Raw genomic sequence first — 25786 nt, 5'->3', positions numbered from 1 at the left:
GTTGCATCCGTCTGGCTTCTCCGACCGGTCGGCTTTGATGTCAATGGGGTGTCAGATCGGGGGTCGCCTGCGCCTCCCGGAACTCCAGCACCTCCGAAAGCCGCGGTGCCGCGGCGGCCGCACCCGGCCGTGTGGTGGCAAGTGCTGCCGCATCTGCGGCCAGGTCGATGGCCTGCTCTGCAGCGCAACCTTGGGAGAGGAACACCGCCAGCGCGCCATTGAAGCAATCGCCGGCGCCGACCGTATCCACCGTCGCGACCTTGCGCGCGGGCCGATGCCCGACCGCCTCACCGATCTGCCAGGCGACGCCCGCCGCCCCCATGGTCACAATCGCGCCGCGTGGGCCCAGCGTGGTCAGCGCCGTGGCCGTCATCTCCGCCGCCTGCAGCCCGCTTGGCGCCGACCCGGCGATCAGCGCGGCCTCATGCGCGTTTGGTGTCAGGATATCGAAGGCCGCCAGCGTCTCGGCGTCCCACACGGGCTGCGGCGCCGGGGCGGGGTCCATCACCACCGTGGCCCCATGCTGCCGGGCGATCCGCGCCGCGCGCAGCGATGCGGCCAGCGGTATCTCGTTTTGCAGCAGCAGCACCTTGGCCTTGGCGATCAGCGGTGCATGCCGCAGGATGATCTCGGGCGTCAGCGTGGCGTTTGCCCCGGGTGCGAGCCGGATCATGTTGTCGCCCTCCGGCCCCACGTCGATGAAGGCCATGCCCGTCGCCGCCTGCGCCTGCGTCTCGATGGCAAGCTGCAGGTTGTCCCCGCCCAGCATCCGCACCGCCTGCTGCCCGAAGGCATCCGTGCCCACGGCTCCGATCAGGCTGACACCGGCACCCAGCCGCGCGGCGGCCACGGCCTGGTTCGCCCCCTTGCCACCGAGACCGACATCCGTCCGCAGGGCGGTGACCGTCTCGCCCACCTCCGGCCAGCGGGGCAGGTGGCTGGTCAGGTCGATGTTCACACTGCCGACAACGACGACGTCACTCATGATGCGGAATACTTTGCACGGTAGTGGTCCAGGATCACGGCGATCACGATCACCAGCCCGGTGATCATCTGCCGCACGAAATCGGAAAGCCCGATCAGGATGAGCCCATTGGCCAGCACCCCGATGATGAAGGCGCCCAGCAGCGTGCCGATCACCGAGCCACGTCCGCCCGAGAGGCTGGTCCCGCCGATGATCACCGCCGCAATCGCGTTCAGTTCAAATCCGATACCGGCGATGGGCGAAGAAATGTTCAGCCGTGCCATATAGATGATCGCCGCGATCCCCGCCGTCAGCCCGCAGATCGAAAAGGCTGCGACCTTGTACCAGAAGACCGGATGCCCGGCGAGGCGCACGGCCTCCTCATTGTTGCCGATGCCATAGATCAGCCGGCCAAAGACGGTGCGGTTCAGCACGAACCAGGCGATCACCACCAGCGCGAGGGCAACGAGGAACACCACCGGCACCCCGTAGATCAGCATCGAGCCGAACTCCTCGAAGGCGAAGGGAAAGGAATAGATCGTCTGCGCCTCGGAGATCTGCAGCGCCGCCCCGCGCGCGATGTTCAGCATCCCCAGCGTGATGATGAAGGAGGGCAGGGACCAATAGGCGCTGACCACGCCGTTGAGAATGCCGCAGACCATGCCCGCAATCACCCCCGCCAGCACCGCGAGGATGATCAGCTCCGTGGCCCCGAGCCCCGGCAGCGTGATCGCCTTGCCGGCGACCACGGCTGCAAAGGCCATGACCGAACCCACCGAGAGATCAATGCCACCGATCAGGATCACGAAGGTCATGCCCACCGCGAGGATCAGGTTGATGGTGATCTGCGTCAGAATATTGGTGATGTTGTTGGCCGAGAGGAAATGCTCGCTCGCCACCGAAAAGAACAGGATCATCAGCAGCAGCGCGATACCGATCCCGGCATTGTTGATCACGGACCGAAAGGACATGGGGGATTTCTCCGGGATATGGGGGATGTTGTCGACGGCACTCATGCGGGGATCCTTTCCTCGGTCTGCTCCTGCCCATAGGCCAGGTGCAAAATGCGTTCCTGGGAGTAGTCGGGCCGCGCCAGCGTGCCCTGAATCTCCTGACCGGCCATCACCATGATCCGGTCGCAGAGGGTGATCAGTTCCGGCATCTCCGAGGACACCACCAGCATCGACACACCTTGGGCTGCCAGATCGCGCAGGATCCCGTAGATCTCCGCCTTGGCCCCCACATCGACCCCGCGCGTGGGCTCATCGAGCAGCAGCACCTTTGGCGTGGCCGCCAGCCATTTGGCCAGCACCACCTTTTGCTGGTTGCCGCCTGACAGGCTCGCTGCGTGGTCCGAGAGCCTGCCGTATTTCAGCTTGAGCCGCGCGCCGCCCTGGGCCGCCATCTCGCGCTCGCGTCCGAAGTTCAGCAGCCCGCGCCGCGACACCGCCCCCAGATCCACCAGCGAGGCGTTGGCGCTGATCGGCATATCGAGGATCAGCCCTTCCTCCTTGCGGTCCTCGGTCACAAACCCGATGCCCGCCGCAATCGCATCGCGCGGTCCCGTGATCTGCACGGGGCTGCCGTCCAGGCGCACCTCGCCCGCCAGTTTCGGATCGGCGCCAAAGATCGCGCGCAGCACTTCCGTCCGGCCCGCGCCTACCAGCCCGGCAATCCCGAGGATCTCACCGCGCCGCAGGTCGAAGCTCACCGGCGCGCCGGCGGGGTTCGCCGTGGTGCGCAAGGCCTCCACGCTCAGCGCGACCCCGGCGCCCAGATGCGCCTCCGAGCCCGCGTGCTGGGCCTCTTCCAACGTGCGCCCCACCATGAAGCGGACCACATCCGCGGGGGTCACATCGGCAATCTCGCGGGTGGCAATCGTCTCGCCGTTGCGGAACACGGTCACCCGGTCACAGATGCCAAAGACTTCCTCCAGATGGTGCGAGACAAAGACAACCGTCACACCCTTGGCCTTGATGCCTGCGACAATCTCAAACAGCCGCTCCGTCTCGCGCTCGGTCAGGGTCGCGGTGGGTTCATCGAGGATCAGAATGCGGCTCTCGCTCTGCAGCGCCCGCGCGATCTCGATGAGCTGGCGGTGTGCAATGCCGAGGCTGCGCACGGGCGTCGTCACATCCACATCGCTGAGCCCGATGGCATCCAGGGCCGCCCGCGCCCGCCGGTTCATCTCTGCCCGGTCAAGCAACCCCAGCCGCGTCTTCGGCATCGCTTCGATGGAGATATTCTCGGCCACGCTCAGATCGTTCAGCAGATTGAATTCCTGATGCACCACCTGGATCCCGGCGAGTTTCGCGGCATGGGGTGATGCGGGGCGGAACGGCGCGCCATCTAGCGTGATCTCGCCCGCCTCGAACATATGCACGCCCGACAGCACCTTGATCAGGGTGGATTTTCCGGCGCCATTCTCGCCAACCAGCGCGTGGACCTCGCCGGCCAGCAGTTCAAAGCTGACCCCGTCGAGTGCGTGAATGCCGCCGAAGGACTTGCGCAGATGGGTCACGGAAAGAAGGGGAGAGACGGTCATGGATCCGATCCTGCTGAGAGGGGGCACCCGACGCCGCGCGCCGGATGCCGTGGGGCAGGCTTACTCGCCGGCGACCAGTTCGATGGGGGTCTTGACCCAGCCTTCCAGCTGCGGGCCACCGGCCAGCACTTCGAGTGCGAGGTCGATGGAGTTCGCTGCCATCTGCTGGCCGAACTGATCGACCGAGGCCAGCATGCGCCCGTCCTCGATCATCGGCATCACCGCCGGGATCGCGTCGAAGCCCACGACCTTGATGTCGTCGCGCCCCGCCGATTCCAGCGCCTTCACAACGCCGATGGCCATGGAATCATTGGCCGCCATCACCCCCTGGATGTCCGGGTTCGCGGTCAGCATGGTGGAGAACACCTGGTTCGCCTCTTCGGTCTCCCAATGGGCCGTGCGGCTGTCGAGCAGGTTGAGCTTGTGCTCGGCCACCGCATCCTCGAAGCCCAGACGCCGCTGCGTGGCATTGTCCGCGCCGGGGTTACCTTCGATGATCACCACCTTGGCGCCTTCACCCAGCGCCGCGCCAAGCGCGTCACCGGCCATCTTGGCGCCGCCGCGGTTGTCGGGGCCGACAAAGGCCAGCTCGACCCCTTGCTGCTCCTTGGCGCCTTCATCGAGCGCCACATCAAAGTTCACCACCACGATCCCGGCCTCCATGGCCCGCTTCAGGGGCCGCACCATCGCTTTGGAATCGGCCGGGGCCACCACGATGGCATCGACGCCCTGGGTGATGAAATTCTCCACCGCGTTGATCTGGCTTTCGAAGTCGGTCTCGTTCTGCATACCAACCGCGCGCAGCTCATAATCACCGCGTTCGGCCTCATGGGCCTCGGCTCCGGCGAGCATGTTCTGGAAGAATTCATTGGCCAGCGACTTCATGATCAGACCGACAACGGGCTTGTCTTCCGCTGCTGCCATGGACGTGGACAATAAGATACTGGTCGCTGCCGCGGCAGCGAATTTCATGAGCTTCATGTGAGCCTCCCTAAGTCATCAATGGTTGGGCAAGCGCACTGTCCGCGACCTGTTCAACCTGAGCTCAGCAGGCCAGTAAAACCGATTCTTGTCAATATGAAACGTTTCATATTTGGATTTACGACACGCCATCTGCTTCCAGACGGCGGCGCGCATTTGTGAAAATATGAGCCTAAACAAATCAGTAGGAGCGGTGGCTCAGGTGGGTAACCACAAACAGCTCTCCGCAACCGGGACAGCGCGGCGGGAGCAGACAACAGCGCGGACAAGCAGATCCGCGTACAACCATAGCCTGTGGGAGTTTGCGCGCCGCCCCAAGACTTACAAAAATATTCGGGAAACCCGACCGAAGTACCTAATTATTTTTATCAACTATATTGCCTTCCTCGTGGAAATCTTTAATTGAGTAAAACAATAAGGATTAACCTTCTGGGAGACCCCAATGCCGACACACTCCAAACCCCTGCTCTTCGTTCTGGCCGCAAGCACCGCGATCAGCACCGCCTCGCTGGCCCAGGCCAATGGCGAGCTCAACCTCTACTCCTCACGTCATTACGACACCGACGAGCGCCTCTACTCCGAATTCACCGAGGCCACCGGCATCACCATCAACCGGATCGAAGGCAAGGCCGACGAGCTGATCACCCGGATGCAGGCCGAAGGCGCCAACTCGCCCGCGGATGTTCTGCTCACCGTCGACACCTCCCGGCTGGAGCGCGCCAAGGACGCCGGCGTGCTGCAATCCATCGACAGCGCTGTGCTGGAAGAGCGCATCCCCGCCAACCTGCAGGACAACGACAACCAGTGGTTCGGCTTCTCGCAGCGCGCGCGGATCATCTTCTATGACAAAGCCGACGTGACCGAGCCGCCGATGGACTATGTGGCGCTGGCCGATCCCAAATACAAAGGCATGGTCTGCCACCGCTCCTCGTCCAACGTCTACAGCCAGACGCTGCTCGCCGCGGTGATCGAGAATCACGGGGAAGAGGCGGCGAAATCCTGGGCGCAGGGCGTTGTCGACAACTTCGCGCGTGAGCCCGAAGGCGGCGACACCGATCAGCTGCGCGGCCTCGTTTCCGGTCAGTGCGACATCTCGATCTCCAACACCTATTACTTCGCCCGCGCGATCCGCAAGGATGTCGATGGGCTCTCCTCCGATCTCGACAAGATCGGCTGGGTCTTCCCGGCACAAGAGGCCGAGGGCGCCCATATGAACCTCTCGGGTGGCGGTGTGGCAGCGCATGCGCCGAACCGCGACAATGCGATTGCCTTCCTGGAGTATCTCGCCTCCGATCAGGCACAGCAGTACTTCTCGGCCGGCAACGATGAGTTCCCCGCCGTGCCCGGCGTGTCGGTCAGCGACAGCGTGGCCAAGCTGGGTGAGTACAAGGGCGACGAGGTGGATCTCTCCGCCGTGGCCAAGAACGTGCCCGCAGCCCAGAAGATCTTCAACGAGGTGGGTTGGAAGTAATCAAGTTCCCCGCAGACTGGACAGGGGCGCCGCGGTTTTGCGCGCCCCTTTTTTTGTGCGCGGCGGTTTGGGTTGAACCATGTGCAAAACCGGAAAAAAGTAGCCAAGTATTTTTGTCTGGATTGACTTGCCCGACTATAATGGTCAAGAATTAACCCACAGTCCTAGCCACCCCGTATCGGGCAGCACGGAGCCATCGAGTGCACTGGAGGCCAACATGGAGCACCGTCCAACACCTGTTCGACCGACGACACCGCGCAAGGCGCCAACCCTATGCCGCATCGAAATCCTGCAATCCGCGCTGAACGGCCTCGTGCCGCTCGATCACCGTCTGGAAAGCATGCTGGATCACGTGGAGGCACGGACATGAACGCGATGGCGCAACCCACCCGCATGGATCCGACCGAAAGTGCCGCAGCCGATATCGTCACCTACGACGTGCGCGACCTGATCGAGACAGGGGTGCAAGCGCGCCTCGTGCTCGACGGGCAACCCTATTTCCTGCGCATCACCCGCGCCGGCAAGCTGATCCTCACGAAATGACGCCGAATGTCCAAAACCGTGGCGGGGCCTCCGTGGGCGTGTTGATGCACCTGGAGCCCTGGGAAGCGGATCTGATCGTCACCCTGCGGCTCTGGTGCGACAGCCCGGAAGGGCAGGCGAAGGTCTGGAACGAATTCGCCATGACCCTGCCCAAGGGCAAGGCGGCAGATGAGATGCGCGCCTTTGAACAGCTTGTGTCCACCGTTGCGGCGTATGCGCACCGTCCGCTGGTGCGCCATGGCGTCGGCTGCGCCTGCGTCGGAGCCGACGAGGGGGTCTTTGCCCATCTGGTCCGCGTCGCCTGCGATGGCGATCTGGGAGAGGCCGCACAGGTGGCCACCCTGCTGGTCACCGCCGCGCAGGCCGAGCATGTGGCGATCCTCGCTGCGCAAGTGGGCTGTGCCCGCAAATCCATCACCCGGACCCGTGCGGCCGAGCAGGCCGCATATTCCGACAACGTCATCCGACTTCACTAACGATTGCAGATAAAGGGACAGCACCCCATGAAGACGACACTGGCCGCCGCACTCGGCACAACGATGCTGATCGCGGCCCCCGCTTTGGCGGACAAGGCAGCGGTTCTCGACACTTACGCCGATATTGCCGCCGCGAAATACACCGACAGTCTGGTCACCGCGCAGGCGCTTCAGACGGCGGTCAACGCGCTGATCGAAGCGCCCTCGGCCGAAGCCTTGCAGGCCGCGAAGGAGGCCTGGATCGCGTCCCGCGTGCCCTATCAGCAGACCGAGGTCTACCGCTTCGGCAATGCCATCGTCGATGACTGGGAGGGCAAGGTGAACGCCTGGCCGCTCGACGAGGGACTCATCGACTACGTGGACCCGACCTATGGCGGCGCTACCGATGAAAACGAATACGCGGTGCTGAATGTGATCGCCAACCCGTCGTTCACGCTCTCGGGCGAGACGGTGGACGCCTCCGACATCACGGCGGACCTGCTGGAAGAGGTGCTGCATGAGGCGGACGAGGTCGAGAGCAATGTGGCCACCGGCTATCACGCCATTGAATTTCTTCTCTGGGGGCAGGACCTGAACGGTCACGGCCCCGGTGCAGGCAACCGTCCCTGGACGGATTACGCTGTTGGCGAGGCCTGCACAGGCGGGAACTGCGACCGCCGCGGCGCGTATCTGCAGGCGGCCACCGATCTTCTGGTGTCCGATCTGGAGTGGATGGCGGCGCAATGGCAGGAGGGCGGGGAGGCCCGCGCCCAACTCATCGCAGACGAAAACGCCGGCATCACTGCGATCCTGACCGGCATGGGCTCACTCTCTTACGGTGAGCAGGCGGGCGAGCGGATGAAGCTTGGCGTGTTGCTGAACGACCCCGAGGAAGAGCATGATTGCTTCTCCGACAACACGCACAACAGCCATTTCTATGACGCTATGGGCATCCGCAATGTCTATCTTGGCAGCTACACCGGCATCGACGGCGCGGTGACCTCGGGCGCATCGCTGTCGTCGCTGGTGGCCGAGGCAGATGCGGGCGTTGACGCGGAGCTGACTGCAAAGCTCAACACCACCATGATCGAAATGGCCGAGATGAAGGCCGCGGCCGAGGCCGGGTTCGCCTATGACATGATGCTGGAGCGCGGCAATGAGAAGGGCGAGGCGCTGATCATGGGTGCCGTCGATGCACTGGTGGATCAGACCCGGTCGATTGAGCGGGCTGTGGACGTGCTTGGCGTGGCGGCCATCGCCTTTGAAGGTTCCGACAGCCTCGATGATCCGGAGGCGGTCTTCCAGTAATTGGGATTGTTCCTACATAGACGGAGAGGCGGGTGGTCGCCTCTCTCCCCACCGCGAGAGGTCGCATGAGCAAAACACCCAGCCCCTGTATCGACGTTTGCAAATTCAAACGCCAAGGCCATTGCATCGGCTGTTCCATGACCAAGGCGCAGAAGTCGATGTTCAAGAGGCTCAAGAAGGACAGCCACCGCCAGGCCTTCGTCGAGATGCTTGTGGCGCAGCAGAAAACCCTGGGGCGTTACAAACACTGGGTCCCGCAATACCTGCGCAAATGTCTGAAGAAAAAGGCCAAACCCATCGCCGCGGTCCGGGACGCCGCGTGATCCTCAAGGAAGCACCCATGCTGCGTCTTGCCACAGTTTTTCTGATCTGCGCCACGCCTGCGGTCGCCGACTACACACTCCAGATCACCGAGATCGGCAAGCGCGACTACTACTGCACGATCACCGTGGCTCTCACCAACGACAGCGCCGAGCCGCTGACCGAGATCAACGCGTTTTTCCTCAATTATATCGGTGAGCAGCAAGTCGGGCGTTCCAAGGGGGCCTCCTTCTTCAATGTCGCGCCGGGGGCCTCCGCTACGGCCACCTTCGAGACGCCCAACGCGCCCTGCGGCGAGGTCGAGCGCTACGATATGGTGATCGGGGCCTGCCGTCTCGGCAGCTCTTTCGCAGACAAGGCCATCTGTGCCGACCGCATGGCGCTGACCGCGCCCTTTGGAACCGCAACCCCATTGGATTGACTTGGCAGCTGACGACCAGCGCGGCTGATGCGGGGGGGAGGCTAAGCCCCCTCATCCCCATCGAGGGGGATCGGGGGCTGCCCGGCCTGTCAGCCGGGCGCACCAACTGCTCCGCCGGGAAATTTGGTCAGGGCGCGCGACTTTCGATGATGCAGTGCTAAGAAAGAGCCGCCCCAAAGGGCGGCTTCGTGTTCTGGCTCAGCGCTTCAGCGCAGGTGCGCCCGCAGGAACCACGCGAATTTCTCGTGCTCCTGTCCGCGCGCGATACACAGATCCTCGGTCAGCGTGTCGCCATGCTCTGCGGCCAGCTCGCCACAGCCCGCCAGCGTCTTGGCCAGCGTCTCCTGCGCCTCCATCATCATCTTGATCATCTCTTTGTCCGACGCATCCCCGTCGTGCTCGCTCACCTTCGAGCGTTTGATCATGCCCGCCAGCGTGCCCTCGGCATGCCCATCCAGCGCCTTGATGCGCTCGGCCAGATCATCTTGGGCGACAAAGTGGTCCTCGTAGATCTTCTGGAACAAATCGTGCAGCGGCCCAAAGGCCATACCCGTCACGTTCCAGTGAAAATTCTGCGCCAGCATCGTGGTGACGGCGGTCTCGGCCACCGATTGGTTCAGCGCTTCAACGATCTGAGTTTGTGCGTCCGTGGACAGCGCCATGGCAGTCTGTGTCATTTGCGGTCTCCCAATTGAAACATCGGCTGGCTGGCAAAGGGCTGGCTGGCGATACGTCTTATTTAACGCCACCGGCAAAAAGTCCAACAGAAAATTAGAACAATTCTAAGTCCGAGTAAAACGCTCGGACAGCGACAGGATCAGAAAGCCCAGATTGCGCCGCGCCGCATGGGGCACGCGCGACCGCATCAGGAACAGAAAGCTGCCCCGATCCTCCGCCTGTGCCGCCGTGATCGTCCGCAGCAGCCAGGCCTCATCAAAGGAGACCTCCGCCACGCCCGGGCTGTGCAGCACCGGTGCCGTGCCAAGTGCCTGCGCGAGGCTCTTCATCAACACCTCCGCAAAGGCGTCCCGTGCCACATTCGGCGTTTGCGACAGCACTGCGCAGGCCTCGAAGAGATCGGTGCGCGCCGCCGAACGGCATTTGAGCGCGACCCGCCGCAACTCGTTCAACACGCCCGCTGCCTCGGAACTGAAGGCGCTCAGGGTCGCGGCATCGTGCCGGGGGGCAGGGACATGGGGGGCCTGTCTGGCTGAGATCATCTGTCCAATCACTTTTCCTGCTCCCGGGCGCCTCAAGACTCGACGCGCTGAATTCCCGAGTATATTTATCGGAATTAGTCCTCCCGTGCAATTGGAGTCACACCATGGTGCGCACGCTTTATAAGTTTTTTGGCCCCGTTCTGGCCGCTGGTCTGGCCACGGGGGCGGCGGCAGAGCTCTCCGATCTCCACTTGCCCGTGATCCCCCGCACCGAAGACGAGGCCGCCCGCATCGCGAAGATCACCGCGCCGACGACCGATTTTTCCCAGCCCGAGCGGTTCGAGGCGAATTCTGCGGGCGCTGCCACCGTGCGGGTCCGGCCTACGGGGGATGCCTTCAGCCAGCCCTCCGCCAACATCAGCTTCGAGCGCGAGCTGGAGTTCAAAGTGGGCAACGGGCTCTTCAAGAAGCTCTGGGTCTCCGCGCCGTCCTCCACGCTGGCCTCGGACGGTCTCGGCCCGCTCTATAACGCACGGTCCTGCCAGCGCTGCCACCTCAAGGACGGGCGCGGACACCCCCCCGAAAGCCCCGATGATTCGGCGGTCTCCATGCTCGTGCGCGTCTCCATCCCCGCCGATGACAGCGCGCTGTCAGAGGTCATCGAAGACTATATCGCCACGGCGCCCGAGCCCACCTATGGCGGGCAAATTCAGGACTTCGGCATCGCCGGTCACCCGGCGGAGGCGCGCATCGCGATCACCTATGAGGAGCATGAGGTAGAGCTCGCGGGCGGCGAGGTCGTGCGCCTGCGCAAGCCGGCGCTGGCGCTGGACAACCTTGGCTATGGCCCGCTGCACCCTGAGACGATGACCAGCGCGCGCGTGGCCCCGCAGATGATCGGGCTGGGCCTGCTCGATGCCATTCCTGCAGCGGATATTCTCGCCCGGGCCGACCCCGACGATACCGATGGCGATGGCATCTCGGGCCGTCCGAACATCGTCTGGTCCGATGTCCATGACCAGCCGATGCTGGGCCGCTTCGGCGTGAAGGCGGGCAAGCCCAGCGTCTGGGAGCAATCCGCAGCGGCCTTCCACGGCGACATCGGCATTTCCACGCCGCTGCACCCCACAGGGTACGGCGATTGTACCAAAACGCAGGCCAACTGTCGGGCCGCGCCCGATGGCAACACGGCCGATCACGACGACGCCGAGATCGGGCAGCTTGGGCTGGAACTGGTCAGCTTCTATTCATCGAACCTCGCCGTGCCCGCCCGCCGCGACTATGACGACCCGCAGGTCCTGCGCGGCAAGCAGATGTTCTACGAGACCGGCTGCACCTCCTGCCACACCCCGAAATTCGTGACGCATCGGCTCGGTGGCCAGCCGGAGCAGAGCTTCCAGCTCATTTGGCCCTACACCGATATGCTGCTGCACGACATGGGCGAGGGGTTGGCTGACAACCGCCCCGAAGCCCGCGCCACCGGCCGCGAATGGCGCACCGCGCCGCTCTGGGGCATCGGGCTGACGCAGCAGGTCTCGGGGCACAGCTATTTCCTGCACGACGGGCGGGCGCGCTCGCTGATGGAGGCGATCCTCTGGCATGGCGGCGAGGCCGACGCCGCGCGCGATCGCGTCGTGAAGATGCCCAAGCCCGACCGGGACGCGCTTGTCCGGTTCCTCGAAAGCCTGTGATATGAAACATCTTCTATGGGCCGCCCTCGTTGCGATCCCGACAACACTGGCGGCGGGCGTCAGCACCGTGGTGACGGATCACATCCTGCCGGCCCATGCGCGTTTCGCGGCGGCCACGCAGGATCTGGCCGCCGCGACGGAGGCCTGTGACCAGACAGAGATGCGGGCGGGCTATCACGCGGCGTTCGATGCCTGGATGGGCGTCAACCATATCCAGTTCGGGCCCATCGAAGCCGAAGGCCTGTCGCTTGCAATTGCCTTCTGGCCGGACCCGAAAAACCAGACCGAAAAGGCGCTGGCGCGGCTGATTGCGGCAGAGGATCCGGCAGTGCACGACCCCGCGCAATTCGCAGAGGTGTCGGTCGCCGCCCAGGGTCTGATGGCTCTGGAGAGCCTGCTCTATACCGAGCGGGAAGAGACCGCCTACACCTGTGCGCTGACGCAGGCGGTCGCGGGGCACCTGGCCCGGAACGCCACGCGTCTCGAGACGGCCTGGCGCGAAAGCCACGCAGATCTGCTGACCGACCCGGGCCCTGAAAATGACACCTATAAGTCGCAGGCCGAAGCGCAGCGGGTGCTCTACACGGCGCTCTCGACAGGGCTGGAATTCCTGCATGATCAGCGGCTTGGACGGCCTCTGGGCACATTCGACCGCCCCCGGCCCAAGCGCGCCGAGGCGCGCCGGTCCGAGCGCAGTCTGCGCAACATCACCCTCAGCCTGCAGGCGCTGCAGGCGCTTGCGATCGCTCTGGCGGGCGAGGATATTCCGAAGTCCCAAATGGCCTTTGCCGACACGCTGGCGCGGGCCGGGGCGCTGGATGATCCGGCCTTGCAGGGCGTGGCGGACCCGGCTGCCCGGTTCCGCATCGAAGTGCTGCAGCAGGGGGTCGCGGCGATTCAGCGGGCCGTGGCGGAAGAGATCGGCGCGGCCCTCGGCGTGCGCGCCGGGTTCAATGCGCTGGACGGCGACTGATGCCCAACCGGCGCGCCTTTCTGGCCGGGCTGCTCGCGAGCGGTATGACCGCCGAGCTCAGCTGGGCCGATGCGGGCGGCCCGAGCCATCTGACGGCGGCGATGCGACCGGACGGGACCTATGTTCTGGTGGGGGTGCGGCCCGGCGGCGAACTGGCTTTCACCCAGCCCTTGCCGGGCCGGGGCCACGCTGCGGTGGCCCATCCCGCCAGACCCGAGGCCGTCGCCTTTGCCCGGCGTCCGGGAACATATGCGCTGGTGATCGACTGTGTGTCCGGCCGGGTTCTGCAACACTTGTCGGCGCCTGCGGGGCACCATTTCTACGGCCATGGAGCGTTCTCCGCCGATGGGCTGCGGCTGTTCACCACGGAGAATCACATCGCGAGTGGGCAAGGTCGTATCGGCATCTGGGCGCGCGAGGACGGCTATGCCCGGGTCGGCGACATGTCGTCGGGGGGCATCGGTCCGCATGAGATGCTGCGTCTGCCGGGGCAAGCCACGCTCGCGGTGGCCAACGGTGGCCTGCTCACCCGGCCCGAGACCGGGCGCGAGAAGCTGAACCTCGGCACCATGCGCCCCAACTTGACCCTGATGCGGGAGGAGGGGGAGATCATGGCTCAGGCGGCGCTGCCCGAGGCGCTGCATCACAGCTCCCTGCGCCACATCGCGGGCCGCGCCGATGGCAGCGTTGCCTGCGGGTTCCAGTGGGAGGGCGACCCGTTTGACAGCCCCGCGCTGGTCGGTCTCTACCGGGACGGCGCCCTGCACTTGCTCGACAGCCCGCCACAGGCCACGCGGCGCCTGAATGCCTACGTGGGCTCGGTTGCGGGCCTGCCCGACGGGCGCATCGCCGTGACCTCGCCGCGCGGCGGGGTGGTGCAGGTGTTTGATCCGACCCTTGGCTTTCTCAGCCAAAGCCCGCAAGCTGACATCTGCGGGGTTGCGGCCAGCGGGGGCGCGGGCCTTGCCACCGACGGGCTGGGAGGGGTGCACCATGTGGGAGAGCGGCTTACACGGATTGGCCAGCATGATCTGGCCTTCGACAATCATCTGGTCGCAATCTGACCTGCAGGCGTGTGGCCTGTGACCGCGAAAAACATCCTCTTCATCATGTGCGACCAACTGCGGTTCGACTATCTCGGCTGCACCGGCCACCCGCACCTGAAAACACCGCATATCGACGCCCTGGCGGCGCGGGGCGTGCGGTTCGACAATGCCTATGTACAGTCGCCCATTTGCGGTCCGAGCCGGATGAGCACCTATACGGGACGGTATGTGCGCAGCCACGGCGCCACCTGGAACCAGACGCCCCTGCGCGTGGGAGAGATGACGCTGGGCGATCATCTGGCGCCGCTGGGCCTGCGTACGGCGCTCTGCGGCAAGACCCATATGGCGCCCGATCTCGACGGCATGCAGCGGCTGGGGATCGACCCGGCCTCGGGCATCGGCGCGCGCATCGCCGAATGCGGCTTCGAAGTCTGGGACCGGCTCGACGGGGTGCATCCAACCGGGGGCAAACCGCCCTCGCACTACAATGATCACCTCGCAGGCCTGGGCTACGGCGGGCCCAACCCCTGGGAGCAATGGGCCAATTCGGCGGAAGGCGACGACGACGAGATCCTCTCCGGCTGGCTGATGCAGCATGCCGACAGGCCCGCGCGCGTGGCCGAAGCGGACAGCGAAACGCCCTATACCACCACCCGTGCCATGGAGTTCATCGACGCGGCGGGCAACCAGCCCTGGTGCCTGCACCTCAGCTATATCAAGCCGCATTGGCCCTACATCGTGCCTGCACCTTACCACGCGCTCTACGGGCCCGAGCACGTGCGTCCAGTGGAGCGTTCGGAGGCGGAGCGCGAGGATCCGCACCCGCTGCTCGCCGCCTATTTCGAGCACCGCTTTTCCAGAGTGTTTGCGCGGGAGGAGGTCCGCGCCCGCGTGATCCCCGCCTACATGGGGCTGATCGCGCAGCTCGATGACCAGATCGGGCGGTTGATCGGCTGGCTCGACGAGACGGGCCGCAGTGCGGACACGCTCATCGTCTTCACCTCCGATCACGGCGATTATCTGGGCGATCATTGGCTGGGGGAAAAGGAGCTGTTCCACGACCCCTCCGTCAAGGTGCCGCTGATTGTGGTGGATCCTTCGTCGGAGGCCGACGCCACGCGCGGAGAGGTGCTGCCGCATCTGGTCGAGGCCATTGATCTTGCGCCCACCTTTGTGGACTGGGCCGGGGGCGCGCCATGCCCGCATATCCTGGAAGGGCATTCGCTGCTGCCGCTGATCCGTGGCGAGGCACCGCTCTGGCGCGGCGCGGTGATCAGCGAATACGACTACTCCGGGCGCCGCGCGCAGCGCATGCTCGGCCAGCCTATCCCCGACTGCCGCCTCGTGATGGTCTTCGACGGACGCTGGAAGTACATCCATTGCGAGGGGTTTCGCCCGATGCTCTTCGACCTCGAAACCGACCCGTCGGAGTTTCATGATCTGGGAGCCGATCCCGCCTGCGAGACCGAGCGCCAGCGCCTTGCGGCCCTCCTGCACCGCTGGGCGCTGCGGCATCACAACCGGACGACGATATCCGATGCCGAGATCGAGGCCGGGCAGGGGCGTGAGGTCGATCAGGGTGTGTTCATCGGCTTCTGGGATCAGACCGATGTGAGGGAGGCAAGGGAGGCCGGGCACAGCGGGAATTGATCCCACACCGCCGGTGCCGCCAGTGTGCGGACAGCGGCTGCCCACCCGGTGCCCGGTTGGGTGGATCCGGGTGGGCCCGCGTCTGGCGGCGGGGGCAACCCCCGCCGCCAGACGCGGGCCGCGCCCCGCTGCCACCCGATTGTACGGAATGCGCCCCTCGCGCCACGGGCTGGCGCGGAGCGAAAACCGGTTTGCCACCGCTCGGACCTTGCGGTTAGGTTTGCCCGCATGACCGCCCCAAACCCTCCCCACTACGCCGCCCGTCTCAATGCCTTCAAGATCGGAGCGGCAGATTATTGGCCCGGGAAGAACACGGTGACGACGGCGGATCTGCTTTCGCGGGCCGCCACCGCCGGGCTGACCGCGGCGGATCTGAATTATCCCGATCACTTCGTGCAGGACACGCCCGCGGATCTGAGCCGCGCCCTGGCAGAGACCGGCATGGCGCTGAACGGTCTGGCCATGCGGTACTACACCGACCCCGGCTACAAGCTCGGCGCCTTTACCCATCCCGATGCCGCAATCCGCCGCGCGGCGATCAACGAGACCAAACGCGGGCTCGACGCACTGGGTGAGATGGGCGGGCGCCTGATGACGCTCTGGATGGGGCAGGACGGGTTCGACTACTCTTTCCAGATGGATTACGCCGCGGCCTGGGATCACACTCTGGAGGCGATGGCGGAGGTCGCCGACCACGATCCCGACATCGATATCGCAGTGGAGTATAAACCCAACGAACCCCGCGCCTTTGCGCTGATGCCCGATGCGGCGACGACCCTGCTCGCGCTGAAAGATCTGGGGCGGGCCAATACCGGCGTCACGCTCGACTTTGCCCATGTGCTTTATGCCGATGAGATGCCCGCCTTTGCGGCGGCCCTTGTGGCACGGCACTCCCGGATCCTGGGCGTGCACCTCAATGACGGGTACGGTAAATGGGACAACGGGTTGATGGTGGGAGCCGTGCATCCCATTCAAACCATTGAGCTTCTGGTGGAACTGCAGCGCGCTGGCTACGACGGGGCGATCTACTTCGATACCTTCCCCGATCACTCGGGGCTCGACCCGGTGGCCGAAGCCCGCACCAATATCGCGGTGGCCGAGCGCCTGCGTGCCGTTGCTGCCGGGCTGGTGGACGATGCCGCGCTTCAGGCCGCCATTGCAGCACAGGACGCCCCCGCGGCCATGCGCATCGTGCACCGGGCTCTGGCCGCGTGAGCCTGCTGGTCGTCGGTGCGCTGCATCTCGACGTCGTGCTGCGGGCGCCGCATCTGCCGGGCCTGGACGAAACGGTGACGGGCTCCGCGGTGGACTACGTCTTCGGTGGCAAGGGTGGCAATCAGGCGGTCGCCGCAGCACGTCTTGGGGCCAAGGTTGAGTTCGCCGGGCGGACGGGCGCGGATGGGTTTGGCGCAGCTCTGCGCGCCACCCTGACGGAGAGCGGCGTGGAGACCCGCCAGCTTCAAGACGATCCCGGCCCGTCGGGTATGAGTGCCGCCATCGTCGATGCGCAGGGTGAATATGGCGCGGTGATCGTCTCCGCCGCGAACCTCAACATCGACGCTGCGCGCATCCACGTCCCGGAGGGCACCGCGCTTGTGCTTCTTCAAAACGAAATACCGGAAGAGGTGAACCTGACGGTGGCACGGAGCGCCAAGGCAGCGGGCGCGCGGGTCTGGCTGAACGCCGGACCCGCGCGCCCGCTGCCCCCCGCTCTGACCGATGCGCTTGATCTGCTGATCGTGAACCGGGTCGAGGCGGCGGCATACAGCGATCTTGCCGTCCCAAAGCTGGAGACCCGCGGCGCCGACGGCGTGGTGTTCGAGGATGTGTTGGCACCGGGCTACGCAGTCGACGTGATTTCAACCCACGGCGCCGGAGATGTCTTCGTCGGCGCCCTCGCTGCAGACGTGACCCGTGGTGTCCGGATCGCCGATGCCATCCCCTTTGCGCAGGCCGCCGCCGCGCTGCATGTCAGCATGGCGCCAGAGGCGCGCGCCCAGCTCAGCCGCGCGGCCGTCACAGCCTTCCTGCAAGATCACTCCAGCCGATAGAAGCGCCGCGCCGTTCCGCCGAAGACCTCCGCGCGCTCAGCCTCGCTCAACCCATCCGTCAGCCCCTGCGCCACGTCGAGCCAATCGCCGTATTCCGCAAAGACCCGCACCACTGGCCAGTCCGAGCCCCACATCACCCGCCGTGCCCCGAAAGCCTGCAGGATGTGGTCGGAGAAGGGCCGCAGATCTTCGGGCGTCCAGCCGTCCCGCGCTTCGGTGATCATGGCCGAGAACTTGCAGAAGGCACCGGTCTCCTCCGCCAGTCGGGTCATGCCCGCGGCCCAGTCGGTGAAGGCGTCCTTGCCCGCCATCTGCTCATGGATCTGCGGCTTCATTAGGTGATCGATCACCACCCGCATCTCCGGATAGCGGGTCAACAGCACGTGAAAATTCTCCAGATGCCGCGGAAACCCCAGCGCGTCAAAGGTCAGGTCCAGATCCATCAGCGCCCGATAGGCCCACTGAACCTCCTCCCGCAGCATCCAGCCCACATCCGGGATGTCCTGGATCATCGGGCGCACGCCCACGAACTTCGGATGCCGCGCCAGGCGTTTCAGAACGTCCAGCTGCCCGGGGTCCTCGAAATCGATCCACCCGACCACCGCCTTCACGCTGGGCGTCGCCTCGGCCAGACCCAACAGGTACTCCGTCTCCGCCACGGTCGCGGCTGCCTGCACCAGCACCGTGCCCGCAATGCCATGCCGCGCCAGCGCCGGTTCCAGATCTGCGGGCCCATAGCCCCGGTTGAGCGTGGCGAGATCGGGCATCCAGTCATAGTCGCCGCGTTCCACCTGCCAGTAATGCTGATGCGCGTCGATTTTCATGCTCTGGCTCCCCTGTTGTCAGATGGTCGCCGCACCGCAGCGGCGCAAACTATGTCGGCGCATCCTCGCGCATCAACCCCCTGGCCTTCAAGTCATCCCAGAGCGTCGCGGGGATTTCCGCCTGCGCCGCCTGCAGATTGCCCGCCATCTCCGACACGCCCTGCCCACCGGGGATCACCGCCACATGCGCCGGATGCAACAGCGGGAACTGGAAGGCCGCATCCACCAACCGTACGCCGTGATCGCGACAGACCGCCTCAATGGCGCTCACCCGGTCGAGGATCTCCTGCGGCGCTACATCATAGTTGTAATAGGCCCCCGGCTTGGCGCCTGTGGCCAGAATGCCGGAGTTGTAGGGCCCACCCGTGACAATTCCGATCCCGCGGCGCTCGCACAGCGGCAGGAAGCTGTTGAGCGCCTCCTGCTCAAGCAGCGTATAGCGCCCGGCCAGCAGGAAGAGGTCGAAGTCGCCCCGCTCCGCCAGCGTCTGGCAGACCTCCCATTCGTTGATCCCACCGCCGATGGCCTGCACCATCCCCTGATCGCGCAGCGAAACCATGGCGTCATAGCCGCGCCCGCCAAAGAACTCCTCGATGCGCATGTCCGAGATCTCTTTCGAGCCATGGCTGAAAATGCACAGATCATGCACGTAAAGAATGTCGATCCGGTCGACCCCCAGCCGCGAAAACGAATGCTCGACCGAGCGCATGATCCCGTCATAGGTGTAATCGTACTGCTCACGGCGGCAGGGCACTTCGAACCACTTGCCCTCCCCCGAACGATACTCGGGCGCGCAGTGCTGCATGAGCCGCCCCACCTTGGTCGAGAGCACATAGTCCTCGCGCGGCTTGCCGCGCAGAAACGGGTTCAGCCGCGTCTCCGACAGCCCCATGCCATAGAGCGGCGCGGTGTCGAAATAGCGCACGCCGCCGTCCCAGGCGGCATCCAGCGTGGCGCGCGCCTCCTCATCCGAAATGGCGCGGTAAAGATTGCCCAGCGGCGCCGTGCCGAAGCCCAATTCGGTGAAGGTGACCCCGCCGTTTCCGATGCGGTCCCAATGTCTTGTCTTCAGCGCCATGCCAGCCTCCCCGGTCCGTTGGCGCTATCATTAGCGAGTTTCCCTTTGCGTGAACAGGTCGCAAAACCTAAGCTCCGATGACAAAGGGGAGAGGGGCATGAGCGAGCGATTCAACGCGATCTTCGGGTCGGACAAACCGGTCATCGGCATGGTGCATCTGGGCGCTTTGCCGGGCAGCCCGCTCCACGACCCCGGGGTCGATCTGGTCGCGGCGGCTCGTGCCGATCTTCAGGCCCTGCAGGCGGCCGACTTCGATGCGGTGATGTTCGGCAATGAAAATGACCGGCCCTACGAGTTTACCGTCGATACCGCGTCCACGGCAATGATGGCCTATGTCATCGGGCAGCTGAGAGGCGACATCACCATCCCCTTCGGCGTGAACATGCTGTGGGATCCGATGGCCTCCGTTGCCGTGGGAGCCGCCACGGGTGCGCGCTTTGTGCGGGAAATCTTCACCGGGACCTATGCCTCCGACATGGGGGTCTGGGCGCCCGATGCGGGCAAGGCCATGCGCTACCGCGACCGGCTCGGGCGGTCGGATATGGCGATGCTCTACAACGTCTCGGCGGAGTTCGCGCATTCGCTCGACGCGCGGCCCTTGCCCGACCGGGCGCGCTCCGCCGTCTTCTCCTCGATCCCCGATGCGGTGCTGGTCTCGGGCCAGATCACCGGCGAGGCCGCCGCGATGAGCGATCTCGAAGCGGTCAAGGCGGTGCTGCCCGAGACACCAGTTTTGGCCAACACGGGCGTCAAGCACGAGACCGTTGCGGATGTGCTGCGCGTGGCCGACGGGTGCATCGTCGGCTCGTCCCTGAAAGTGGACGGCGACACCTGGAAGGCGGTCGACCCCGACCGCGCCGCCGATTTCATGGCCCGCGTCAGGGCGGCCCGGGCGTGACCGACCGGATCAGGCAGGACCTCATGACGCTGATGCGTCTGCCCGGACTCTCGGGCCATGAGGATCGCGTCCGGCGCGCGATCGCCGCCCGCCTTGACGCCATGGGATGCGCTGCTGAGACCGATGTGCTCGGCAATCTCTGGGTCAGCTTCGAGGGGGAGGGGCCGTCCGTCATGCTCTTCACCCATATGGATCAGCTCGGCTTTGTGGTGCGCAAGATCGAAGCGGATGGGCTGATCCGCCTCGAACGCCTCGGTGGCGTGCCGGAGCGGGCCCTGGCCGCGCAGGAGGTGCTGATCTGTCTCGGCGACGGCCGCGATCTGCCGGGCGTGATCGCCAACAAGAGCCACCACGCGACGATGCCGGACGAAAAGTACCGTGTGCTGCGCTACGCCGAGGTCTTCGTGGATGCAGGTCTTGCCTCCCAGGCGGCGGCGGAGGCGGCGGGTGTCCGCATCGGCACGCCTGTGGTTTATGCCCCGCGCGCGGTGGAGCTGGGCGAGACCCGCGTGATGGGCACCAGCGTCGATGACCGCGCAGGCTGCGCCGTGCTGCTCGACGTGGCAGCGGCGCTTGCGGCGCGCACAGGCGGGCCGCCCGTGCATCTTTGCTTCACGGTGCAGGAGGAGTTCAACCTGCGCGGTGCCCAGCCCCTGGCCCAGCAGCTGCAGCCCGAGATCGCACTGCAGATCGACCTGATGCTCGCCACCGATACGCCGGATATGGCCGCGCGCGGCGAGATGGCGCTGGGGCAGGGGCCGGGCATCAGCCTCTACAGCTTCCATGGGCGCGGCACGCTGAACGGGGTGATCCCGCACCCCGCGCTGGTGCGCCTCGCGGAAGAGAGCGCAAAAGTGGCAAACTTGCCGCTGCAACGCTCCGCCCAGACCGGCGTGCTGACCGATCTCAGCTATGTGCAACTGGTGGGGCAGGGCGTCGCGAGCCTCGATCTGGGATTCCCCATGCGCTATTCGCACTCCGCCCGCGAGCTTTGTGATCTCACCGATCTCGCACAGCTCTCCGCGCTTCTGCAAGAGATGCTGGCGCGCATCACGCCTGCGTTCTCCCTCGAGCGCGATCTACTCCCCTGATGGCGTATACGCTCGGCATCGACATCGGCACCTATGAGACCAAGGGCATTCTGGTCGACCATGCGGGGGCCGTGGTCGCCCAGGCCGCCCGCGGGCACCAGATGCTGGTGCCCCGGCCCGGCTGGGCCGAACATCGCCCCGAAGAGGACTGGTGGGGCGATTTTGTCTTTGTCTGCCAGACGCTGCTGCGTGAGAGTGGCGTCGATCCGCGCGCCATCAAGGCGGTGGGCTGCAGCGCCATCGGCCCCTGCATGCTGCCCGTCGATGTGATGGGCGCGCCCCTGATGAACGGTGTGCTCTACGGCGTCGATGGCCGCGCCGAGGCCGAGGTGCGCGACCTCACCGACCGCATCGGCGAGGACGTGTTGATCGCGCGCTGCGGCAATGCGCTGACCTCACAATCCGTGGGCCCGAAGATCCTCTGGCTCAAACGCCAGCGGCCGGAACTTTACGCGCAGACCGCTCATGTGCTCACCTCCACGAGCTTCCTCGTGCAGCGCCTCACCGGCGAAGTGGTGATCGACCACTACACAGCTGCGAACTTCGCACCGCTCTATGATGTGCAGACCCAAGGGTGGGTGGACGATCTGGCGGAGGACATCCTGCCGCTGGAGAGGCTGCCGCGGCTCATGTGGTCGAACGAGATTGCCGGCGAGATCACCGGGCGGGCGGCCGCGGCGACCGGGCTGGCGCCCGGAACGCCGGTGACCGCCGGAACCATCGACGCGGCGGCTGAAGCACTCTCCGTCGGCGTGGATCGCCCGGGAGACATGATGATGATGTACGGCTCGACCATCTTCATCATCCTGCGCGCCGCTGAACGTGTGGCGGATCGGCGGATCTGGTACGCGCCCTGGCTCTTCGAGGGCGAGCACGGCTCCATGGCGGGGCTGGCGACCTCCGGCACGCTGACCCGTTGGTTCCGCGATCAGCTCGCGCGCGATCTGGACCCGGCGGAGGCATTCCGACAACTGGCAACGGAAGCAGCCGCGTCACCTCCAGGCGCCAATGGGCTGCTCCTGCTGCCCTATTTTTCGGGCGAGCGCACGCCACTTCATGATGTGCATGCCAAAGGGGCGTTCTTCGGGCTGAACCTCACGCAGACCCGCGGCGACATGTACCGCGCGCTGATCGAGGGCATTGCCTATGGCACGCGCCATGTGATGGAGACCTTCGCCGATCTTGGCCAAAGACCGGCGCGGCTGCGTGCTGTGGGTGGCGGCACGAACAACCGGCTCTGGCTGCAGGCGACGTCCGATATCACCGGGATCGACCAGGAAGTCTGTGACAAGACCACCGGCGCAAGTTATGGAGATGCTTTCTTGGCCGCGCTGGCCATCGGGGCGGTGCGCCGCGCCGACATCGCCGCGTGGAACCCCGCTGCAGAGACGGTCGCGGCGACGCCTGATCCGGTCTATGAAAAGGGTTACGCGCTCTTTCGCCGTCTTTATCAACAAACCAGGGACATCGCGGTCGAACTCCCCTGACGGAAGGTGCAGAGAGAGGTCCGGTTGCGCGCCGGCCCCGAAAGGGGCCGGCGCGCAACCGGACCGGAGCGCCGCTGCCGGGCGGGCCGCGCCAAGGCGCGGCCCGCCCGGCAGCGGCGCCACCCCCCGCACAGAGGTTTCGCTCTAGACGTCCAGGACGGTCTCGAAGCCGCCGAAGATCAGGCGTTTGCCGTCAAATGGCATCGGGTTCACATCCGGGGCCATCTCCGGGTCTTCCATGATCTTCGCCCAGCCTGCATCGCGCGCGTCTTTCGACGGCCAGACCACCCAGGAGAACACCACGGTCTCGTCCGCGCCACACTGCACCGCCATGGGAAAGGAGGTGACCTCTCCGGCGGGCACGTCATCTCCCCAGTTTTCCACGGTCTTCAGCGCGCCGTGCCGCTTGAACACCTCGCCCGAGATCCGCGCGTGCTCCAGAAATGCCTGCTTCTTGTCAGTTGGCACAGCGGCCACGAAGCCATCCACATAGGACATGATCCACCCTCCCTTGCTGCGCCAGACATATCACAACCACGGCTGAGTCCCCTCACTTCACTGCGCCTGCCGCCATACCCTTGATGATGTATTTTTCCAGGAAGATCGCCACCACGATCAAAGGCAGGATTGCCGCAGAGGACAGCGCTGCCATCGACCACCAGTTGATCCCCTGCGATCCGGTCTGGCTCGCCACCATCACGGGCAGCGTCGTGGCATTGGTGGAACTCAGCAGGGCGGCAAAGAAGTACTCGTTCCAGCAGAGCACCAGGCTGAGGATGAAGGCCGCCACCATGCCCGGCAGCGCGATGGGCAATACGATCTGCAGGAACGCACCCCAGATGCCCAGGCCGTCGACGAGGGCGGCCTCTTCCAATTCGACGGGAATGCCCTGAAACTGATCGCGCATGATCCAGATCACGATGGGCAGCACCATCAGCGTGTAGAGCAGGATCAGCCCGATGCGGCTGTCGAGCAGGTCGAGCGAGCGGTAGAGCACCAGAAACGGCAGCGCGAGCACCACCGGCGGCAGGATCATCTGGCTGAGGAAGAAAAACGAGATGTCGGAATTCTTCATGACGCCAAAGCGGTAATTGAAGCGCGACAGCCCGTAAGCCGCCAGCGAGCCCAGCACAACGGCCAGTGTGGACGCCGAGAGCGCCACCACGGCGGAGTTCCAGAACCGCTTCAGGAACTCCTCGCGCACCGTCGAGACCTCGCCGATGAGGCGTGGCGACAGCCCCAGGCTCTCCCAGCCCTTCCACTTCGGGGTGTAGTCCACGAAGGGGATCATATTGCCGCGCATGACATCCGGCGCCAGCTTGAAGGAGGTCGTCAGCGTCCAGTAGATCGGAAAAAGACAGACAAAGGCCCAGAGGAGGAGAGCCGCATAGATCGCCACACGGCTCGACCACCATTTGACCTGCACTGTCCGGTCCGCAGCGTCATCCTTGAAAATCGCACTCATGCCGGGCGCTCCATCCAGCGGCTCACCAGCTTCAGGAAAGCCGTCACGAAGAGGATGATGAGAATGAGGTAGATGACCGCCAGCAGGGTGCCATAGCCCACATTCGACCGGTCACGGTACTCGCGGAAAATGAAGCTTGTCACACTGTCCGTGGCGCCTCCGGGCCCCCCCGAGGTGACGTTGATGATGATATCCGCCAGCTTCAGCTTGAAGATGATCCGGATCACAATGGCCGTGACCGACACGGGCAGCATCAGCGGGAAGATCACCTCCTTGAAGCTCTGCCAGCCGCTGGCGCCATCGACCTTGCTGGCCTCGATCACCTCGCGCGGCAGGGCCTGCAGGCCGGCGAGCAGCATGATCATCATGAAGGGAATGAAGGTCCAGGCATCCATCGCCATGATCATGAAACGCGCCATCTCGGGCGTGCCGAAGAAGCTGGGCTCGAAGCCCATCTCGCGCACGACGCGCGAGACCGGGCCAAAGCGCACCTCCAGCATCGACTTGCCAACCATCCAGCTGACGGCCACGGGGCTCAGCATCAAGGGCAACAGGAAGACCACCCGAAAGAACTTGCGCGCCCGGATCTGCGCGTTGAGCAGAAGCGCGAGGCCAAAGGCGATCACATATTCCACGCTGACGGCGGCCACGTAGTAGACCATGTTCTTCAGCGCGTTCCAGTAGAAGGCATCGCCCCACATCTGGCGCATGTTGTCCCAGCCATTGGGGCGCGCGCCGTCGAGCGAGGCGAGGTTCCAGTCGGTGAAGGAAATATAGAGCGCAAAGAGCAGCGGGAAGATCACGAGGCTGATCACGAAGAGGGCGGCGGGCAGCACGAAAAGCGCGCGTTTGCCGCTTTCCCCGCGCACCAGAACCTGTGCCCAGCAGAGCGCGGTGGCCCAGAGCAGATAGGCGTAGAGCACGGGCCGCCAGGTGGCGAACCCCAGCTCTGTCCGTCCGGTCTCATGCGCGAACTGCAGACCGGCGAGCCCCAGCACCAGCGCGGCGGTGCCCCAGACCATGACCCGGCCCAGACGCCTGCGTGTGTCAGAGATATCATCCGCCGTGACGGTGTGCAGCAGGTCGCCTTCAGTGCTCATGGGGCGACGTTAGCGCTGTCGGGGGAAGCTGTTAACCCCCTTTCGGCAGCGCGGGATGGCGCCCGAGGCGGTGGCGCAAGCCCCACCGGACCTGCACCCCCCGGGGGTCCGCTCTGCTGCGGGCGGTGGCTCTGTGTCAGCGTTGCGCGCGCCCGGGTTACGAGGTCTTCAGAAACGGCGCCGATGGGCGCTGAAACCGCGCAAAGCGGTTCCGATGCCGACACGGACACCGACGCAATACCGACGTAATACCGACATGATAC

At 65.2% G+C, this 25786-nt stretch carries 27 protein-coding genes; 16 read left to right on the top strand and 11 right to left on the bottom strand.

Going from position 1 to position 25786, the window contains the following annotated elements:
- Positions 1–40 precede the first annotated feature (40 nt).
- From Q1A71_RS16510 to Q1A71_RS16495, 4 genes are read right to left on the bottom strand one after another with little or no spacing between them, the layout of a single operon-like run.
- Entirely contained in the window at positions 41–985 is a 945-nt protein-coding gene (locus Q1A71_RS16510; RefSeq protein WP_299678725.1) for a ribokinase, read from the bottom strand.
- A complete protein-coding gene (locus tag Q1A71_RS16505; protein ID WP_299678722.1) occupies positions 982–1980 on the bottom strand; it encodes an ABC transporter permease in 999 nt (332 codons plus the stop codon). Before Q1A71_RS16505 ends, Q1A71_RS16510 begins: the two co-directional genes overlap by 4 nt.
- Positions 1977–3509 carry a sugar ABC transporter ATP-binding protein gene (locus Q1A71_RS16500; protein WP_299678719.1) on the bottom strand — a complete coding sequence of 511 codons (1533 nt, stop codon included), beginning with the start codon at positions 3507–3509 and terminating at the stop codon, positions 1977–1979. The genes Q1A71_RS16505 and Q1A71_RS16500 overlap by 4 nt, the downstream gene beginning before the upstream one ends.
- Positions 3510–3569: 60 nt before the next feature.
- A complete protein-coding gene (locus tag Q1A71_RS16495; protein ID WP_299678716.1) occupies positions 3570–4490 on the bottom strand; it encodes a sugar ABC transporter substrate-binding protein in 921 nt (306 codons plus the stop codon).
- 442 nt (positions 4491–4932) lie between these two features.
- Between Q1A71_RS16495 and Q1A71_RS16490 the strand changes: the two genes are divergently transcribed.
- The 7 genes from Q1A71_RS16490 to Q1A71_RS16460 all read left to right on the top strand — a co-directional run bounded on the left by Q1A71_RS16490 (position 4933) and on the right by Q1A71_RS16460 (position 9009).
- Entirely contained in the window at positions 4933–5961 is a 1029-nt protein-coding gene (locus Q1A71_RS16490) for an extracellular solute-binding protein (RefSeq protein WP_299678713.1), read from the top strand.
- A 217-nt stretch (positions 5962–6178) separates the two neighbouring features.
- Positions 6179–6331, top strand: coding sequence for a hypothetical protein (locus Q1A71_RS16485; RefSeq protein ID WP_299678710.1), 153 nt, complete (start codon positions 6179–6181; stop codon positions 6329–6331).
- A gap of 23 nt (positions 6332–6354) precedes the next feature.
- Positions 6355–6504: a hemin uptake protein HemP gene (locus tag Q1A71_RS16480; protein WP_299679136.1), complete on the top strand. Its 150-nt coding sequence runs from the start codon at positions 6355–6357 to the stop codon at positions 6502–6504.
- On the top strand, positions 6501–6980 hold the full coding sequence (locus Q1A71_RS16475; RefSeq protein ID WP_299678706.1) for a hypothetical protein: 480 nt from the start codon (positions 6501–6503) through the stop codon (positions 6978–6980). The genes Q1A71_RS16480 and Q1A71_RS16475 overlap by 4 nt, the downstream gene beginning before the upstream one ends.
- Positions 6981–7007: 27 nt before the next feature.
- Positions 7008–8267, top strand: a complete 1260-nt coding sequence (locus Q1A71_RS16470; RefSeq protein ID WP_299678703.1) for an imelysin family protein — start codon at positions 7008–7010, stop codon at positions 8265–8267.
- Positions 8268–8332: 65 nt separating this feature from the next.
- On the top strand, positions 8333–8590 hold the full coding sequence (locus Q1A71_RS16465; RefSeq protein WP_299678700.1) for a DUF1289 domain-containing protein: 258 nt from the start codon (positions 8333–8335) through the stop codon (positions 8588–8590).
- 17 nt (positions 8591–8607) lie between these two features.
- Complete coding sequence (locus Q1A71_RS16460; protein ID WP_299678697.1) at positions 8608–9009, top strand: hypothetical protein; 402 nt, start codon at positions 8608–8610, stop codon at positions 9007–9009.
- A gap of 206 nt (positions 9010–9215) precedes the next feature.
- On the opposite strand, the gene Q1A71_RS16455 is transcribed toward Q1A71_RS16460, so the two are convergent.
- Both Q1A71_RS16455 and Q1A71_RS16450 read right to left on the bottom strand, forming a co-directional pair.
- Positions 9216–9686 (bottom strand): DNA starvation/stationary phase protection protein, encoded by a 471-nt coding sequence (locus Q1A71_RS16455; RefSeq protein ID WP_299678694.1) that lies wholly within the window; start codon positions 9684–9686, stop codon positions 9216–9218.
- A gap of 105 nt (positions 9687–9791) precedes the next feature.
- Positions 9792–10229, bottom strand: coding sequence for a hypothetical protein (locus Q1A71_RS16450; RefSeq protein WP_299678691.1), 438 nt, complete (start codon positions 10227–10229; stop codon positions 9792–9794).
- A gap of 104 nt (positions 10230–10333) precedes the next feature.
- Between Q1A71_RS16450 and Q1A71_RS16445 the strand changes: the two genes are divergently transcribed.
- From Q1A71_RS16445 to Q1A71_RS16420, 6 genes are all read left to right on the top strand, one after another.
- Positions 10334–11860: a di-heme oxidoredictase family protein gene (locus Q1A71_RS16445; RefSeq protein WP_299678687.1), complete on the top strand. Its 1527-nt coding sequence runs from the start codon at positions 10334–10336 to the stop codon at positions 11858–11860.
- 1 nt (position 11861) lies between these two features.
- Complete coding sequence (locus Q1A71_RS16440; protein WP_299678684.1) at positions 11862–12833, top strand: imelysin family protein; 972 nt, start codon at positions 11862–11864, stop codon at positions 12831–12833.
- The gene (locus Q1A71_RS16435) at positions 12833–13897 is read left to right on the top strand and encodes a DUF1513 domain-containing protein (RefSeq protein ID WP_299678681.1); all 1065 of its coding nucleotides are present in this window, start codon (positions 12833–12835) and stop codon (positions 13895–13897) included. The genes Q1A71_RS16440 and Q1A71_RS16435 overlap by 1 nt, the downstream gene beginning before the upstream one ends.
- 18 nt (positions 13898–13915) lie before the next feature.
- A complete protein-coding gene (locus Q1A71_RS16430) occupies positions 13916–15529 on the top strand; it encodes an alkaline phosphatase family protein (protein WP_299678678.1) in 1614 nt (537 codons plus the stop codon).
- A 228-nt stretch (positions 15530–15757) separates the two neighbouring features.
- Positions 15758–16744: a TIM barrel protein gene (locus tag Q1A71_RS16425; protein ID WP_299678675.1), complete on the top strand. Its 987-nt coding sequence runs from the start codon at positions 15758–15760 to the stop codon at positions 16742–16744.
- The gene (locus tag Q1A71_RS16420) at positions 16741–17580 is read left to right on the top strand and encodes a PfkB family carbohydrate kinase (protein WP_299678672.1); all 840 of its coding nucleotides are present in this window, start codon (positions 16741–16743) and stop codon (positions 17578–17580) included. The genes Q1A71_RS16425 and Q1A71_RS16420 overlap by 4 nt, the downstream gene beginning before the upstream one ends.
- Here the strand turns inward: Q1A71_RS16420 and Q1A71_RS16415 are convergent.
- Together Q1A71_RS16415 and Q1A71_RS16410 are read right to left on the bottom strand one after the other, a co-directional pair.
- Positions 17565–18404, bottom strand: coding sequence for an amidohydrolase family protein (locus tag Q1A71_RS16415; RefSeq protein ID WP_299678669.1), 840 nt, complete (start codon positions 18402–18404; stop codon positions 17565–17567). The two genes, Q1A71_RS16420 and Q1A71_RS16415, sit on opposite strands and share 16 nt — an antisense overlap.
- Positions 18405–18453: 49 nt before the next feature.
- Entirely contained in the window at positions 18454–19482 is a 1029-nt protein-coding gene (locus Q1A71_RS16410; RefSeq protein ID WP_299678666.1) for an aldo/keto reductase, read from the bottom strand.
- Positions 19483–19579: 97 nt separating this feature from the next.
- Here Q1A71_RS16410 and Q1A71_RS16405 point away from each other — a divergent pair, with 97 nt between their 5' ends.
- Genes Q1A71_RS16405 through Q1A71_RS16395 form a run of 3 tightly spaced genes read left to right on the top strand, consistent with a single transcriptional unit; the run spans position 19580 to position 22958 of the window.
- Positions 19580–20380, top strand: coding sequence for a BtpA/SgcQ family protein (locus tag Q1A71_RS16405; protein WP_299678662.1), 801 nt, complete (start codon positions 19580–19582; stop codon positions 20378–20380).
- A gap of 23 nt (positions 20381–20403) precedes the next feature.
- Positions 20404–21471, top strand: coding sequence for a M20/M25/M40 family metallo-hydrolase (locus tag Q1A71_RS16400; protein ID WP_299678659.1), 1068 nt, complete (start codon positions 20404–20406; stop codon positions 21469–21471).
- Positions 21471–22958, top strand: a complete 1488-nt coding sequence (locus tag Q1A71_RS16395) for an FGGY-family carbohydrate kinase (protein WP_299678656.1) — start codon at positions 21471–21473, stop codon at positions 22956–22958. Before Q1A71_RS16400 ends, Q1A71_RS16395 begins: the two co-directional genes overlap by 1 nt.
- 144 nt (positions 22959–23102) lie before the next feature.
- Here the strand turns inward: Q1A71_RS16395 and Q1A71_RS16390 are convergent, their stop codons facing one another.
- Genes Q1A71_RS16390 through Q1A71_RS16380 form a run of 3 tightly spaced genes read right to left on the bottom strand, consistent with a single transcriptional unit; the run spans position 23103 to position 25523 of the window.
- Entirely contained in the window at positions 23103–23456 is a 354-nt protein-coding gene (locus Q1A71_RS16390; RefSeq protein WP_299678653.1) for a DUF1428 domain-containing protein, read from the bottom strand.
- Between the two features lie 52 nt (positions 23457–23508).
- Positions 23509–24423 carry a carbohydrate ABC transporter permease gene (locus Q1A71_RS16385; protein WP_299678650.1) on the bottom strand — a complete coding sequence of 305 codons (915 nt, stop codon included), beginning with the start codon at positions 24421–24423 and terminating at the stop codon, positions 23509–23511.
- On the bottom strand, positions 24420–25523 hold the full coding sequence (locus Q1A71_RS16380) for a sugar ABC transporter permease (protein ID WP_299678647.1): 1104 nt from the start codon (positions 25521–25523) through the stop codon (positions 24420–24422). The genes Q1A71_RS16385 and Q1A71_RS16380 overlap by 4 nt, the downstream gene beginning before the upstream one ends.
- Between the last annotated feature and the right edge of the window lie 263 nt (positions 25524–25786).

It is taken from the genome of uncultured Roseobacter sp., assembly GCF_947493125.1.
Taxonomy (GTDB): domain Bacteria; phylum Pseudomonadota; class Alphaproteobacteria; order Rhodobacterales; family Rhodobacteraceae; genus Roseobacter.
The sequence above is the reverse complement of the archived record's forward strand: the minus strand, read 5'-3'. Positions and strand labels throughout refer to the sequence as shown.

Coding starts and splice junctions, on each gene's coding strand:
- Q1A71_RS16510 (WP_299678725.1), bottom strand. CDS start 985: ATGAGTGACGTCGTCGTTGTCGGCAGTGTGAACATCGACCTGACCAGC.
- Q1A71_RS16505 (WP_299678722.1), bottom strand. CDS start 1,980: ATGAGTGCCGTCGACAACATCCCCCATATCCCGGAGAAATCCCCCATG.
- Q1A71_RS16500 (WP_299678719.1), bottom strand. CDS start 3,509: ATGACCGTCTCTCCCCTTCTTTCCGTGACCCATCTGCGCAAGTCCTTC.
- Q1A71_RS16495 (WP_299678716.1), bottom strand. CDS start 4,490: ATGAAGCTCATGAAATTCGCTGCCGCGGCAGCGACCAGTATCTTATTG.
- Q1A71_RS16490 (WP_299678713.1), top strand. CDS start 4,933: ATGCCGACACACTCCAAACCCCTGCTCTTCGTTCTGGCCGCAAGCACC.
- Q1A71_RS16485 (WP_299678710.1), top strand. CDS start 6,179: ATGGAGCACCGTCCAACACCTGTTCGACCGACGACACCGCGCAAGGCG.
- Q1A71_RS16480 (WP_299679136.1), top strand. CDS start 6,355: ATGGATCCGACCGAAAGTGCCGCAGCCGATATCGTCACCTACGACGTG.
- Q1A71_RS16475 (WP_299678706.1), top strand. CDS start 6,501: ATGACGCCGAATGTCCAAAACCGTGGCGGGGCCTCCGTGGGCGTGTTG.
- Q1A71_RS16470 (WP_299678703.1), top strand. CDS start 7,008: ATGAAGACGACACTGGCCGCCGCACTCGGCACAACGATGCTGATCGCG.
- Q1A71_RS16465 (WP_299678700.1), top strand. CDS start 8,333: ATGAGCAAAACACCCAGCCCCTGTATCGACGTTTGCAAATTCAAACGC.
- Q1A71_RS16460 (WP_299678697.1), top strand. CDS start 8,608: ATGCTGCGTCTTGCCACAGTTTTTCTGATCTGCGCCACGCCTGCGGTC.
- Q1A71_RS16455 (WP_299678694.1), bottom strand. CDS start 9,686: ATGACACAGACTGCCATGGCGCTGTCCACGGACGCACAAACTCAGATC.
- Q1A71_RS16450 (WP_299678691.1), bottom strand. CDS start 10,229: ATGATCTCAGCCAGACAGGCCCCCCATGTCCCTGCCCCCCGGCACGAT.
- Q1A71_RS16445 (WP_299678687.1), top strand. CDS start 10,334: ATGGTGCGCACGCTTTATAAGTTTTTTGGCCCCGTTCTGGCCGCTGGT.
- Q1A71_RS16440 (WP_299678684.1), top strand. CDS start 11,862: ATGAAACATCTTCTATGGGCCGCCCTCGTTGCGATCCCGACAACACTG.
- Q1A71_RS16435 (WP_299678681.1), top strand. CDS start 12,833: ATGCCCAACCGGCGCGCCTTTCTGGCCGGGCTGCTCGCGAGCGGTATG.
- Q1A71_RS16425 (WP_299678675.1), top strand. CDS start 15,758: ATGACCGCCCCAAACCCTCCCCACTACGCCGCCCGTCTCAATGCCTTC.
- Q1A71_RS16415 (WP_299678669.1), bottom strand. CDS start 18,404: ATGAAAATCGACGCGCATCAGCATTACTGGCAGGTGGAACGCGGCGAC.
- Q1A71_RS16410 (WP_299678666.1), bottom strand. CDS start 19,482: ATGGCGCTGAAGACAAGACATTGGGACCGCATCGGAAACGGCGGGGTC.
- Q1A71_RS16405 (WP_299678662.1), top strand. CDS start 19,580: ATGAGCGAGCGATTCAACGCGATCTTCGGGTCGGACAAACCGGTCATC.
- Q1A71_RS16400 (WP_299678659.1), top strand. CDS start 20,404: ATGACGCTGATGCGTCTGCCCGGACTCTCGGGCCATGAGGATCGCGTC.
- Q1A71_RS16395 (WP_299678656.1), top strand. CDS start 21,471: ATGGCGTATACGCTCGGCATCGACATCGGCACCTATGAGACCAAGGGC.
- Q1A71_RS16390 (WP_299678653.1), bottom strand. CDS start 23,456: ATGTCCTATGTGGATGGCTTCGTGGCCGCTGTGCCAACTGACAAGAAG.
- Q1A71_RS16385 (WP_299678650.1), bottom strand. CDS start 24,423: ATGAGTGCGATTTTCAAGGATGACGCTGCGGACCGGACAGTGCAGGTC.
- Q1A71_RS16380 (WP_299678647.1), bottom strand. CDS start 25,523: ATGAGCACTGAAGGCGACCTGCTGCACACCGTCACGGCGGATGATATC.